Source organism: Chitinophagales bacterium, from assembly GCA_017303415.1.
Taxonomy (GTDB): Bacteria; Bacteroidota; Bacteroidia; order Chitinophagales; family Chitinophagaceae; genus SpSt-398.
The window spans coordinates 179,973-194,117 of record JAFLBJ010000001.1; the positions used below are offsets into that span (position 1 = coordinate 179,973).

A 14,145-nucleotide genomic window follows, 5' to 3' on the forward strand; every position below is an offset into this window, starting at 1 on the left:
CACAACGCACAAGATCAAAATATAGAATGATTGAAGCCGCATAAATAAATCTCGAAATATCAGTTTTATCTCCTTGATTGAACACTATATAGAAGAGGGCGGTCATTATTCAGTACAAAAATGACACTACGGCCGGTACGCTTTGCGATCGGAAAAATGGCTCTTACCTCTCCTCGGATCGTTAATCCTGTTCGGGAAACATCCTGCCAGGTGAAATTTCCCTTGCCGTCATTCAGCAGGACCTCACCAAAATTTGCATCCAGTTTCTCAAATTGGGGAAGGAACCCAAATTGATTTCCTCCGGTCACAAGATCCATGGTGCCATTGCCATCCACATCCAGGGGTAAGAAGGCATTGATACAGGATAACTGTGACATTACCGGTAGCTTTCGAATCTCGAAACGGCCATCTCCCAGGTTGATAGCAATACAGGAGGAAGGATAATTGAAAAGACGTACTGAAGACGTGCGTATCAGTTCCTTTGAAAAAAGATCCTGTACACTTTTCTCCGCATAATCTTTATGCTTGAGGTTTTGTTTTTTGATGGAAGGCAATTGATCCTGGAGGTCATTCTTCAGGAATACAGGCATATCCCTTCCATGAATAGTGTATGACAATAAAGTATTGGCATATTCATTTCCATCATAATCATTTCGCCAGAGCTTCGCGGGATTTTGGATATCCGGGCTCAGGTAAAAATTTTCACCAATATTTCCCAACACCAGATCAAGCCGGCCATCTCCATTAAAGTCCTCCGCACCTACCGTTTGCCACCAGCCCGACAATGCTTCCAGATTGGTTTTAACCTCAGTCATTTTTCCAGACCTGTATTCAAAGATGCGGGGGGTCATCCATTCCCCTACTACCACCAGTTCTTTTCCCGGGTGAGCGGTCATATCTGCCCAAATAGCACTGGTCACCATTCCAAGTTTTGAGAAAACCGGGTTGAGTTCCTCGGATTTGTTGAGAAACTTTCCTTTTCCATCATTCACCAACAGGAGGCTACGCGGGTCACGGCCATATTCACCAGGATAACTTCTTGCCCCAATAAAAAGATCGGGAAATCCATCACCGGTAAAGTCGTACTCCGCCATAGCCCCTGCATTCATACCTAAGGAAGGCATAGCCCCTGCATCCAGGGTAAAGAGCCCGGTTCCGTCATTCCGGTATAGTCGCAATTCCAACTCCCGACTATTGGGCGAAAAATTGTTGCCCCCCGGGGCGATAAGTAAATCCTGATCGCCATCTTTTTCTGCATCAAAGAATATACTGTGTACCTCCTCGAAATCGCGAAAAGGGACAAAGGCAGGTTGTTCTTTCTTTATGAATCTACCGTCCGTTGTTTGCAGATAAATATTTCCTGTAAATCCGGAAGCCCCTCCGATAAAAAGATCGGTCAGGCCATCTCCATTAAGGTCAGCCACTGAACTGGCAGGTCCTTCGCGCGAAAGAATGCGGGGGATGCCCCTTTCATTATAAAAATCGACATAATCATTTTCCTGATGCCTATCCAACGTGGTATCCACCCCTGTAAAAAATGGGGAGTCGGAGGTGGCAAGTGTAAATGCCCGAAAAGGCTCAGCAGGCAAAACCGATTGTTTCCAGTAGTGAGTTTGATCGATCCCCGGTGCGGTAACCTTGCTCACGGTTCGATCGGGCCAGGTGATAATCACCGAATCGATCCTGGTGATAGCCCCTAAGCCAACCACCAGTACATTATCCATCGATGATTGAAACCCGCGACTGGGAACCTGTTCACGAGTCAATATCTGATCGCCGGCATAAACCTGCACCTTTGACCCAATCGCAAAGCGATTCTTCCCGTTACCCTCCAGCGACACCGAAATATAATGGGAAGCCGTTTGTTCCCTTGAGCGGTTTCGGTAGATCAATGCCGGTTGGTTTTCATTACTGATGACAAGGTCAAGGTCACCATCCCCGTCAAGATCTCCATAAGCCGCACCATTTGAAAGTGTCGGCTTGTCCAGGCCCCACTCTTTCCCTATATCAGTAAACCGAAGGTCTTTATTGTTACGGTAAACTTTATTGGGTAAGGGGGTTTGGGGAATTTTTTTAAGCACCTGTTCGATCTCGTCCTTTTTTCCTGTCATCACCATATTCTGGATAACATCATTGGCAAAGAAATCCATGAAGTCCAGGTTTGTCACATCTCGGTTCACTCCATTACAAACCAGGATATCATTCCAGCCATCATTATCCATGTCAAACATCAGGGCACCCCAACTCCAGTCTGTAGCCACCACTCCGGCATAGCGGGCAATGTCCACAAACTGGCCGTGCCGGTTATTTAATTGAAGACAGTTTTTAGTGTATTGATAATAGAATCCTGCATCCCGTTTGCTGTTGAACAAGCTGATATTGTCAAAAGAGCCGGTGGTCTTAAGGCGGTAATCATCCAGTGCCAACATATCTGTTGTAAAGAGATCGGGATAGCCATCATTGTTGATATCCCCTATATCCGTCCCCATGGAGGAAAAACTGGTATGTTGCACCCATGCTTCGAGTTCGTCTTTAAATGTACCATCGCGCTGATTGATATAAAGATAATCGCGTTCATAGGAGTCGTTGGATACAAACACATCCGGATACCCATCGTTGTTGATATCCCCTACAGAAACGCCAAGTCCGAAACTGATAAGGCCACCATGGATACCGGCCTCTCGGGTAACTTCCTTAAAATAACCATTATCATTTCGGTAAAGATGATCTCCTCCCCCGCGAAGAAAAGGCGCAATCTTCCACGCACTGTCAGGCAGGTCGCGGCGGTTTGCAAAATTGAGTTGATTGATCGGAATAGGGCTGTTATTGATCATAAAACAATCCAGATCCCCATCCAGGTCATAATCAAAGAAAGAAACCTGGGTGGTATAGGCGGAAATACCCAGGCCATATTCGTCAGCTGATTCAGTGAAATGAAGATTGTGGTTGTTGATATAAAGCTTGTTCTTGCGCTCTCCGGTACCCATGTGCCCGGAGGTGCTGACATAGATATCCAGCCATCCATCGGCATTGATATCTGCCAGGCAAACACCTGTGTTCCATTTGTCATCGGGTAGTATGCCGGCTTTCTCCGAAATGTCTTCAAATTGAAAATTGCCTTTGTTGAGGTACAGTTTATTCGCCCCGGTATTGGAGGTTAGGAATATGTCGGGCAAACTGTCGTTGTTGATGTCACCAATACCTACGCCACCACCGTTGTAGAAATTTCGGAATAGAAAACTGTTCTCCAGGCTATCATCAATAACCGTATTAACAAACTCTATTCCGGTTTGCTTCATTTCTTCAAACAATGGCACCACTTCTTTTGAAGGAGCAGAACAGGCCCAGATGCCCACCAGGTAACAACATCCCAAAAATCGCCGCATCATCAGATGAAAAAAGTTAATACAAAAATTTCAATAATAGCGAAAGGTCATTGTTGACAATGACCTTTCGCTAAATTATTCAAATATTACGGTATACCCGCTTAGTAACCGGGGTTTTGAGTCAGGTTGGGGTTTCCGGCAATGGCAGTAGTCGGAATGGGGAATATCAGGTATTTGGCATCTGAGGTTCCTGGTTTGGTTGTTCCAAACGGAGCCAGGAATTTACCAAAGCGTACCATATCATTCCTTCTCCAAGCTTCCCAATAGAGCTCACGTCCTCTTTCATCCAGAAGGATATCCAGCGTTAAGGCGCCGAGGTTGGAGGCTCCACGTTGTGCCCGTACGGTGTTTACAGTGGCAAGGGCGCCTGCTGTATTACCCGAACGGAACTGGGCTTCAGCCACCATCAGCAATACATCGGCGTAGCGCAGGAGCACCATGTCGTTGTCAGCCACATCTTTATCGGAAGAGAAGTCAGCCTTCATATCCGGTACATATTTCACCACGCGGATACCAGGGGTTTCCACATTACCGGTTACAATAGAGCTGATGTCGCGGGAATAGAACAGGTCATTACCTGAACGATCCTTCAACTTATTACCGTTTTTATCATACTGCTGACCATACAGCAAACCTACACGCATACCTGTTTGATCAGAGAAACCGATCACAGAATCACCACGACGAACATCGGAAGCCTCAAATTTATCGTAGAAGCTTGCCAGGGTGGTAAATCCGTTCCAGCCAGAAGGATTCTGGTTGTAGTGCTGGCTGGCATGCCAGTGGAAACGTACGTTACCCGATTCGGTAGCGGTATTTTCATTGGCAAAGATCAACTCAGGAGAAATCTGCGTATTGTTGGGTTTAAAGTTATTGAAGAATGGAGCCAGTGAGAACTGACCACTTGCAGTGATCTCATTACCCAAAGTGATCACCTGGGTCATGTCGGCAGCAGCAAAAGTGGGTGTTGCCCTGTTGCTGTAAACCCCTCTATTGAGGTAGCACTTCATTAACAGTGCCTTGGCTGCCCATTTGTTGGCTTTGCTGGCGGGTCCATTACCCAGATTAGGAATAGCCGTATTTAAATCAGCAATGATCTTATCCAATGCATCTGTTCCTTTCAATACCTGAGAAGGATTGAGCAGGTTCTCGCCCGGGTCGCGGAACGGCACCTGATCATACAGATCAAGAATATAGAACATGGCATAGGCACGCAGCATCAGCGCTTCCGCTTTGATGGCATCCGAGGGATTGAAATTGAGCAGGTTGGTCGTATTAAATACGATCGTCGAAAGGTTGTTGAAGTTCTCCCGGATCCGTTGGTTCTCTGCATTCCAGGTTTGCTGGTGCAATACGCGCCAAACCCCGTTATCGTCCCAGTCGCCACCGCGGGTAGGTCCGATACAGACATCGGTACTCATATCTTGCAGACAGAATACACCGGTTTGATCCTGGAAGGGACCACGGAAGGAGTTATAACATCCTTTCAGAAGGTTGCTGATATCCGCATTCTTACGGGCATCTTCGAAAGTGATGTCTCCCTGAAGCTTCTCCTCCAGCTGACTACAGCTGGCCAGGCCCAGGGCCAGGACGGAGGTGATTATAAATTTATTTTTCATTTTCATATGCAAAGAGTTGGGGTTTATAACGAAATGTTTAAGCCAAAGATCACGCTGCGGGCCGAGGGATACGGTGTGTGCTCAATACCAAATGATGGTACGTTATCCACGGGCTTAGGCGTATTTACTTCCGGATCAAACCCGGTATAATTTGTGATCACAAACAGGTTCTGACCAGTTACATACACATTCACATTGCGGAAGGATTTCCCCAGTTGGCCTACATTGTACGAAAGTGTCATATTGGCCATTTTCAGGTAGTTTCCTTTTTCCAGATAACGGTCAGATACCGGCTGAGCATTGGCTTTGTTCTCCAAGGCTCCAGGAGTATAAACGCTTCTGGCGAGGTTTCGGTTGGCTGCAATGTTACCCACAGCAAGAGAAGCTTGTACGGTATTGTTATACACCATGTGACCGAAAGCGCCGTTCATATTGGCACTCAATGACCATTTCTTATAGGTTGCGTTGGCACTGATACCCAACAAGGTAGTGGGGTTAGGGCTTCCGGCATAGAAACGGTTGGCATTGGCGTCGCCACCTTCGTATAAGGCTTCGCCGGTATTTTTGTCCAGACCCAGAAAATGTCCCAGATAGAACACGTTAACCGGTTGATCGTTTACAAATTGCTGGGCACGGGCACCTGTCAAACCCTGACCACTGATCTCACCGGTCAGGAAGGGAGCACCTGTATAGTTGGTCAGCTTGTTCTTCAGGAATGCGGCATTCATACCTACATTCACTGTCAGGTCCTGCTTATTTACCAACGCGGCATTCAATGCAATTTCCAATCCGGAGTTGATCACATTTCCATCAATATTGCTCCAGTATTTGGCAGCAGGTGCTGGTGGAATGGCGTCGAAGTTGAACAACAGGTCTTTTGTATCCTTATTGAAATAATCGATCGAACCAGAGAGGCGGTTATTCCATACGGCAAAATCAAGACCGATGTTGAACTGAGTCGATGTTTCCCATTTAAGATCGGGGTTGGCGATATTATCCAGACGAATGTCGCCAGGTCCGAAATAACGATAACGTTCCTGGGCGGCTCCCGCAGGGAACTCCTGGTTACCTGTCATACCCCAACCTGCCCGAAGCTTCAGGTTCTTGATGAATGAATTGCCCGCCAGGAAGTCTTCATTCGACATTACCCAGGCTGCAGCAAAGGAGGGGAAATATCCATACTTGTTGTTCTCCCCGAACTTACTTGATCCGTCGGCCCGGAAGGAGGCAGTCAGCAAATACTTGTCTTTGTAGTTAATGTTGGCCCGAACAAAATACGATTGCAGATCTGTGATGGGATCCGCATACGAGAACGGACGCAAAGAAGTAATGGTAGAACCCTGGAAATAATTGGTGTAAGGAATGGAGTTACTGGTAAAATCACGACCAGAGATTCCGAATCCTTTATTCTTGAATCGCATAAACTCATAACCCAGGGTGGCACCCAGGGTAAGGTCCTTGCTCAATTCTTTGTTATAGTTCAATACGTGTGTGAGCTGTTGTGTGGTCAATTCGGAATTAGTAAGGAAAGCAAAACCTCTTCCGTAAATGTCCTGCAGATTCATGAGACTGGAAATCTGGCTGCGGCGAATACCATTGCCATAGTTTATACTCAGCGTCATGCGGTACTCCAGGTCGTTGGAGAACTTGTAATATGGAGACAGGCTGGCGAGCACATTGGTCGTTTTGGCCTGATCATCATAATACTCAGAAAGTGCCAGCGGATTCTTATCCTGATCGCCAATTCCAATGGTAGAAGTTGGGAACTGGAAGAAAGTTCCATCAGCGTTACGCAGTGCCTTAGTGGGGTTCCACTGAAGGGCCATACCGATCAAACTACCCTGAGAACCGGCGTTATTAGAGATCGGGGCAATTTGCTCATCGGTTTGAGAAGCGATGATATTGAAATCCAATCCAAGCTTTTTGCTGTCCAGAAATTTAAGGGCTCCGGAAAGATTGGCTGTATAACGCTTCAGACCGGATTTACGAACAACACCTTCCTGATTTAAATAACCAAAAGAAGTACGCATTCTCGCGTTATCTGTACCACCACTCAATGAAACATTGTAATTCTGATAAATACCCTGTTGAGTTACCTCGTCAAATGCATCAACGGAGGATCCGCCATCCACTCCTGTACCGGTAATGGCATAATCGGATAATGCCTTGCGATAGGTGGCCGCATCCAGCACTTCCAGCTTTTTCATCACAGAGCTGATACCAAAAGAAGAAGAAACTTCCACACGGGCCGCTCCCGATTGACCACGTTTGGTAGTGATCAAAACCACCCCGTTGGCACCACGGGAACCATAAATCGCCGTAGCCGATGCATCTTTCAATACATCAATACTGGCAATGTCATTCGGGTTAATGTAATTGAGTGGGTTGCCGTCTGGAGAAGCTCCAAAACCACCATCCACTGCACCCGGACGAGCAGAACGACCATCCAGAGGTACGCCATCCACCACATAAAGAGGTTGGTTACCGGTACGGATCGAGGCGTTACCACGAATACGTACTGATGTAGCGCCCCCAGGCTGTCCACTGTTGTTGACAATCTGTACACCCGCTACTTTACCCTGGATCAATTGATCCGCAGAAACCTGAATACCCTGGTTGAAGTCTTTTGCCTTAACGGAAGAGACAGCACCAGTGAGATCCTTCTTTCGTGCTGTACCATAACCTACCACAATGATTTCATTCAAATCATTGATCGTGGATTCAAGAACAACCGTAACAGATGTTTTACCGGCTATATCCACTTCCTGAGAATTAAATCCCACCGAAGTAATCACCAGTTTCGTGGCATTGCCAACATTCAGGCTGAATTCACCCTGATTGTTTGTAGAGGTACCCGCATTGGTGCCTTTGGCTACCACGCTGGCTCCTGCAATCGCATTGCCACTTTTTGCATCTGTAACTTTACCTGTGATTGTTTTGTCTTGCGCCTGAATGGCCAAAGACAGCAGCAAAAAAGAAAGGAGCAGGGGAATCCCCTGAAGTTTTTTGACAAGCATAAGCATTAGATAAGTGTGTTTACAATTAAATACCTTCCAGTATGTACAAGCGACACAAATATTTAAACATTTTTATGAAAATCAAAAAAATGTTAAAGTTTTCAAATGACGCTAAAACCGTCACTTTCAACTGCCTATCGGTCACTAATACTATTGTAAGATATATAGAAAGGGTACATTTCGGACACCTTCGCTGCTTATAGAACCTTGCAAAGCGTTGCGAAATTGATTGCGAAAACGTTTGCGGGGGAAAACTTATATAAAAAAATTTAGGGGTGTTGGGGTTCTGCAAACAGAAAGGCCCTCCGGGGAACCGAAAGGCCTGCTTTTAAATCTAAAAACTGCCTGCAAGAGGCAGTGATACAAATTTAACCAAAATACATGCTTACGTTTTGTTAATAGTTGGCATTCAGCCGCAAAGGATTGCGCAAATGTTTGCGAAATCCTTTGCAGGGTAGAAAAAAAATGCAGTAAATTAGATTACCAATTCTTGCCATGCATACGAAGATCACACTCAAGGATATCTCCAGGAATCTCAACATCAGCATTTCCACGGTTTCCCGCGCCCTGAAGGGACATCCGGATATATCGGAGGAAACCCGCGAAAAGGTGATGCGCCTGGCCTCGATGATGGAGTATGAGCCAAATACCTATGCAATCAGCCTAAGAACCAACCGCAGCAACATATTCGGGGTGATCGTTCCCGAAATATCCAATTACTTCTACCACTCTTTCATTTCGGCCCTGGAGGAAGAAAGCCGCAAGATCGGCTACTCCCTGCTGATCCTTCAGTCGGGCAATGACCCGGTTCAGGAAGCCGAGAATATCAAGCTTTGCCGGTTGAACCGGGTGGCAGGTGTCTTTATATCTGTAGCAGTCAGTTCGCCGGATATCAGCAAGTACCAAAAACTGGAAGAGACCAATGTACCCGTGATCTTTTTTGATAAGGTCCCGGCGGTGGACGCATGTAACAAAGTTTGCCTGGCGGATGAGGAAGCAGCCTCTCTCGCAGCCAGCCATCTGCTCCAAAAGGGAAAGAAAAACATACTTGCGCTGTTTGGAAGCACAAGTATCTCAATTACCCCCAAAAGAAAGGATGCTTTTCTCAAAACAATCGGATCAGCTTCTGATATCAAGGTGCGATCCTTTCACGCCACCACAAGTGAAGAGGCCCGTGACATTACCTATGAGGTACTCTCCTCTCATGACCGGCCCGATGCACTTTTTACCATGAGCGATGAGATTCTCACCGGCAGCATGAAAGCCATCCAGCAACTGGGAATCCGTATTCCGGAAGAAACAGGTGTTATCTCTATCTCTAACGACGATTTCATCCCACATCTATACGAGCCCGAGATCACATATATCGAAACCAGTGGTTATAAACTGGGCAAACTGGCCTTTCAACGAATCAGTGATTATATGGCTGGCAAAAAATTCTACCGCGAAATGATGCTTCCTGCCAGATTGGTAGAAGGCAGATCATTATAAGCTATTAGCCTATTGTTCCTCATAAAAAAGAAGAGGGCCCAGCTCCTTCTTTCCAGGCCCCCTTCCGATGGATACAAATGGACACGAGGTCCGCATGCATTCAGGGAACGGTTTCATAAGATAAGGTTTCTTGGATTGGACTTCCTGCACTAACAAACTTACCAGTGATTTCCCTGAAGACTACGTGTGTAGCTCCAATACAAATGTCCCATTAGATTGTATCGGTTGTGTAAAAATGTCCCCGGCATTTGAGGGGATTATCACCATAAAAAAATGAGGATTTCACCGCAAAAAAAGAACCGCCTGGAAAGGCGGTTCGCGCTAAACGAAAGCTTGCTTTATGTATCGTAAGATCTTTGCTCGGATCTGTTCAGTTAAATTGAAATGGTCACGGTTTGTGCTTTCTCATCCAACAGGATGGTATAGGTACCATCAGCTGCAGGCGTTTTGAAATTATCTCCACCTTCCCATTTGATTTTGCGGGCTACACCAGTTGCAGTACTTCCGCCACTGTTATCTTCATAGTCAAAGGCACCCCAGGCATTACCGGCGAGGAATTTGATATCCTTGCCGCCCACCAGGGCCAGTGTGATCTGCCATTGGCCATTGCCCAGGTAGGTCATTTGGGGGCTGGCTCCGGGATCCCAGGCGTTTACACCAGAGATACCATCACCTACCACACGCATTTCCGTTGCGGGAGAAAACTCATACTTGATATTATCCCTGTCACGGCCATCCCACATTACGCGGTAACGACCGGCTGAAGGCATATTGGGGAAATTTCCACCATTTACTTCCATGGTGCTTCCACTTCCACCACTGGAACCATAGCTGCGGGTATTGGTCACGGTCAGGTCACCGCTATTCCACTCATTATTATCAATCAATTTCCAACCATCTACAGTGAAATCGGTCAACCCAACAAACAGGTTAGGTGCAGCCAATCCCATCGCACGTAAAGGGAATACGCTGGGAGGATCCCAGCCAGAAGGAGTACCACCTCCAACAAAGCCCATACGGCCTTCGCGGATGTCATACTGTAATCCGGTACGGTCAATGGAAATCCGGTAATAACCGGCTGTGCTTACGGTGAAATTTGCTCCATTGTTTGCCAGCACACCACCGGTACCGCCATAGTTCACATCCCAACTGCGGCCCTGTGTTACTTTGAACTCAGCACCGGCAGGAAGATAGATATAGATGTAATACAGTTTGTTCAAAGCACCTGTGCGGTTATCACGGATCAGCTCGGGAGCAGTTCCGGGATCCCAGTCATTACCATTACCAGTAGCACCTTGGTAACCACCAGGCAGATACAGCCGAACGATGCTTTCATAACTATTGATGGTTACAGAAACCACATTGGAGAAAGAGGTAGAACCGGAAGCGGTAACCGCTTTGATGCGGTATTCGATCTTTCCTTGTGTACCACCAACTACACCGCAGCTCAGGGCAGTTTGGTTCATTTCACCTTCATTCAGTGCTTTGGTCAACACCCCGGTTCCAACAGGAATCTCATTGATGGTGGCAAAGTTCTTACCCGAAGAGTCATACTGCAAAGTATAAGTAACTGTTCCGGTGTATTTTTTAAAGGCTTCGGTCCAGCTAAAGGTATTCGAAGGCTGACCGGCAGTGGCCAGTGTTCCGGTCACGGTAGTCTTCTCGGTAGAAAGCACAGCGGGATCGGCAAATGGTTTGGCCGAAATCGTGAGCACATTCGACAGGTAGCGTTCATTGTTATTACCGTAGGAAGAGATCACACGTACATCCACATTGGATGCTACACCGGCGGTCAGACCCAGGTTCAATAACATGTTATTGAGTTCGCGACCTGTGATGGAGGAAGCCAGGCTTCCAGTCACAGTTTTGGTCACCTTCGTGGCAAAGTTGTTGCCGGCAGGTGTCATCTCAATGATGAATTTATACAAACTGGTATCCTGTCCATACTGAGGGTTGGTCCAGGAGAATGACAATACGTTGGCAACACTATCCGCCAAAGCAGGCGCTACGGTCGCCGTCGAAGAAGTCAGGGTGACTGCCGTTCCCTTCTCATAGAAAGGCAGTTCATCCACCTTGTCGCAGGCGTTGAAAAGAAACGCCGTGAGCGCAAGTAATGATAAGCTGAGCAATTTTTTCATACTATAGTTATTAAGGATGAATTATTGTTTGACGACCGAATATTTACCGGTTTTGAAATTAAGCGTGATCTTATAAGTACCGGCCACAGAAGGTGTGGGAATGGCATCCGGATCGCTACCACCACCCATGTTGTAGCCAATATCTCCACCCGTAGCACTGCTGCCGCCATACTGAGGCTGCCAGGCACCGAGCGTGGATAAGAACTTATACTGACCTCCGGAGGCCAATGCTACCGTAATGTTGTACTCGGTATTGCTCACCTTTACACATTTCTGTGCCAGGGGAGGACTGTTGGTCCAATCACTAGGCATGGCGCTACCCGTGATATACAATTCTCCTGTGGGAGGAATGGGTGTAACCACATCGAGATAGGGGGTGATGATCACCTGAATCACATTTGAAAACAGGGGCACCGTATTGTTGGCCAGGGAGGCTTTCAACCGAAACTCGATATTGTGGGGAATATTCTCCAGCATTTCCAGCTTGGTCATTACGGCATTCAACTCTTTTACCGTAAAGGAAGTGGTCAATTCACGCGCTACCGATATCTCCTGCATGGTAGGACTGGTGAAATTAGACCCTGTGGTATCTACCTGTAAAACATATAATACATCTTGTGAGCTGGTACCCGTTGTGAACATATAGTCCGGGTTGGTCCAGCTGAACCGAATGGCCAGGTTGCTGGCATTGGGTCCCGTAAGCACCATGGCACTGGTGGAAGAAGCCGCCAGCACTGGGGCTGTGCCTCCTTCGAAGTATATCCTGTTCTCGTCTTTTTTGCAAGAACTGAACAAACCCGCCAGGATGCTTATGAAAAACAGTTTGGAAAGTATTGTTTTCATAAATTAATTTTTAAATGAGTGGTTTGGCATTTATTGAATTAATATCCCGGGTTTTGGACCAGGTTAGTGTTTGATGAAATATCAGCCGAAGGGATCGGATACAGTTTTCTGTAACCATCCACACCGGTACCGCTTTTTGCACCACCTTTCCAGGGCCAGAGGTAAGTATCCTCGGTGAAACGGTTGTAGCGAACAAGGTCGGTACGACGGAAACCTTCCCAATACAATTCACGTGCTCTTTCATCGAGAACGAAACTCGGTGTGAGGTCGGTGGTATTGATATTACCGGATGTATTTCCATATGCCCTTGCGCGAAGCAGGTTGATATAGCTAACGGCATTGGCTGTGCTTCCACCGCTACCGCCACGGGCAACAGCTTCTGCATAGATCAGGTACATTTCTGCCAGACGGAAGATCGGGAAATCGATATCTACCCAGGTAAGGCTGGAACCGGCTACATTGGTACGGGAAACGTTTCTGTACTTGGTAACCGCATAACCATCGGTGAATTGGGTAAGATCATTGATCTCTACGTTCTGACCGGCTGTAAAGAACTGCGCGCGTTTATCGGTTGTTCCATTTGGATCGGGGAACAAGGCGGGTATATTCTTTGTGGTACGAATACCAGCCCATCCACCATCCAATCCAAAAACAGAAGCGGTCATGCTACCTCCCACAGATGCGTGGGCCAGGAAGGTGGTACCTCCCCAGTTCTGGGTTTTCAATCCATCATAGTTGATGGTGAGGATGAACTCACTTGTGTTAAGGTGGTTATCGGCCAGCATCAATTGCTGGTAGTTGGTATGCAGGGTATAACCGGCACCGATCACTTTGGCAGCATAGGTGATCGCTTCATTCCAACGGGCAATACCTGTGTACACTTCAGCATTCAGGTACACACGGGCGAGCAATGCCCAGGCAGCAGCCTGGTCAGCACGACCATACTCATTGGTGCGGGCGGCCATCAAAGTATTCTCCAGGTCAAGCAATTCGGAAACGATATAATCATACACCTGGGCACGTGGCTTTTGCGGAGGCAGGAAAGAACCGAGGGCATCGTTCTCTGTGACAAAGGGAACATTGCCAAACAGGTCCATCACCACCCAATACTGATAGGCGCGGAGGAAACGGGCCTCTTCACGGAACATCTTGATCTCATCAGCCGCAGCACCTGTGATACCACGGGAAGCCAGTTTATCATCAGCCGACTGACGGATGAAATCATTGCAGAGAGTGATCTGATAATAGGCACGATAGTACAGACCGGTCAACATGGGGTTGCTGGCGGACCAGTTCATGTTGTGAAAGTCCTGGATACCAGGGTCACCCCAGGATACCACAGCTTCATCGGTGCTCAACTCCTGGGCCTTCCAGAAAAGACGGAGAAAGTCAGAAGTACCTTCGTCGATACCCTGAACGTCACCGTTTCCGGCAGGACCCTGGTTGCCTGTCAGGGCAAACGCGCCATAGATCTTGGCGAAAGCTTGTTTATAACCAGCCGCTGTGGAATAGACATTCTCAGAGGTAATGTCGTTGGTCGGCAGGATGTCTAACTTCTTCGTACAAGACAACAGGCTGCCTGTCAGAAGAAGCGAGGCGAGTGATATTTTAAAAATGTTCCTTTTCATAAATGCGTTTTTAAATGGCATGC

At 47.1% G+C, this 14,145-nt stretch carries 7 protein-coding genes; 1 reads left to right on the forward strand and 6 read right to left on the reverse strand.

All coding sequences use genetic code 11. The annotated features are described in order from the left end of the window. Nucleotides 1-65 precede the first annotated feature (65 nt). From J0M30_00750 to J0M30_00760, 3 genes are all read right to left on the reverse strand, one after another. On the reverse strand, nucleotides 66-3,299 hold the full coding sequence (locus J0M30_00750) for a VCBS repeat-containing protein (protein MBN8665997.1): 3,234 nt from the start codon (nucleotides 3,297-3,299) through the stop codon (nucleotides 66-68). Between the two features lie 188 nt (nucleotides 3,300-3,487). After that, nucleotides 3,488-5,011, reverse strand: coding sequence for a RagB/SusD family nutrient uptake outer membrane protein (locus J0M30_00755; GenBank protein ID MBN8665998.1), 1,524 nt, complete (start codon nucleotides 5,009-5,011; stop codon nucleotides 3,488-3,490). Nucleotides 5,012-5,028: 17 nt separating this feature from the next. Further along, nucleotides 5,029-8,028, reverse strand: a complete 3,000-nt coding sequence (locus J0M30_00760) for a SusC/RagA family TonB-linked outer membrane protein (GenBank protein ID MBN8665999.1) — start codon at nucleotides 8,026-8,028, stop codon at nucleotides 5,029-5,031. A gap of 489 nt (nucleotides 8,029-8,517) precedes the next feature. Between J0M30_00760 and J0M30_00765 the strand changes: the two genes are divergently transcribed. Further along, nucleotides 8,518-9,513, forward strand: a complete 996-nt coding sequence (locus J0M30_00765; protein MBN8666000.1) for a LacI family DNA-binding transcriptional regulator — start codon at nucleotides 8,518-8,520, stop codon at nucleotides 9,511-9,513. Between the two features lie 374 nt (nucleotides 9,514-9,887). Here the strand turns inward: J0M30_00765 and J0M30_00770 are convergent, their stop codons facing one another. Genes J0M30_00770 through J0M30_00780 form a run of 3 tightly spaced genes read right to left on the reverse strand, consistent with a single transcriptional unit; the run spans nucleotide 9,888 to nucleotide 14,122 of the window. Then, nucleotides 9,888-11,651, reverse strand: a complete 1,764-nt coding sequence (locus tag J0M30_00770; GenBank protein ID MBN8666001.1) for a SusE domain-containing protein — start codon at nucleotides 11,649-11,651, stop codon at nucleotides 9,888-9,890. Between the two features lie 21 nt (nucleotides 11,652-11,672). Then, entirely contained in the window at nucleotides 11,673-12,494 is an 822-nt protein-coding gene (locus J0M30_00775) for a SusE domain-containing protein (protein MBN8666002.1), read from the reverse strand. A gap of 38 nt (nucleotides 12,495-12,532) precedes the next feature. Continuing rightward, a complete protein-coding gene (locus J0M30_00780; GenBank protein ID MBN8666003.1) occupies nucleotides 12,533-14,122 on the reverse strand; it encodes a RagB/SusD family nutrient uptake outer membrane protein in 1,590 nt (529 codons plus the stop codon). Nucleotides 14,123-14,145 lie beyond the last annotated feature (23 nt).